We start from the raw sequence: 411 nt of genomic DNA, 5'->3' as shown, positions 1-411 counted from the left end.
CGGTTTCGACGGGCTGTTTGGCAACAATCGAGTGCGCCCGGGCTGCCTTTACAAGCCTGAGAACTCTGCGGGCTTCTGGTGATGTTGCGCTGCCAGAGTTGCAGTTGGAATCTGGAATGTCCTCGTTCGTGAATAAGTTAATCGCGTTGAATTTGTTTGAGCAAGCAACGAAGGAGCTCCGAATATTGAAGCGGCGGCTTGAGTCTATGGCCGCTCAACAAGGTGCCAAGAAGAGCAAGTCGATTCCAGCTCCAGATCAGAACACAGTCGCGAAGACCTTTTCCGACCTCCTAGACTACCCCAGTATTAGCGCTCCAGGTCCACTGCTTGGGTTGATAACCACAGCCCAGCTTCAAGCACTTCGCGTTCTCTATGGCTTGAAGAAGTCAGCGCATATGGATACTGCACTCC

General features: G+C 52.6%; 1 protein-coding gene. It reads left to right on the top strand.

Annotated features, from left to right (window positions below):
* Window positions 1–116: 116 nt before the first annotated feature.
* Window positions 117–411 (top strand): hypothetical protein (locus D7V77_RS45460; RefSeq protein WP_233597598.1); only part of this gene is annotated, 295 nt, incomplete at its 3' end.

Origin of the sequence: Corallococcus sp. CA041A (assembly GCF_003612075.1) — a bacterium.
GTDB classification, from domain to species: Bacteria; Myxococcota; Myxococcia; order Myxococcales; family Myxococcaceae; genus Corallococcus; species Corallococcus exiguus.
Note: the sequence above shows the minus strand (reverse complement) of the source record. Positions and strands in the feature narration are given on the sequence as shown.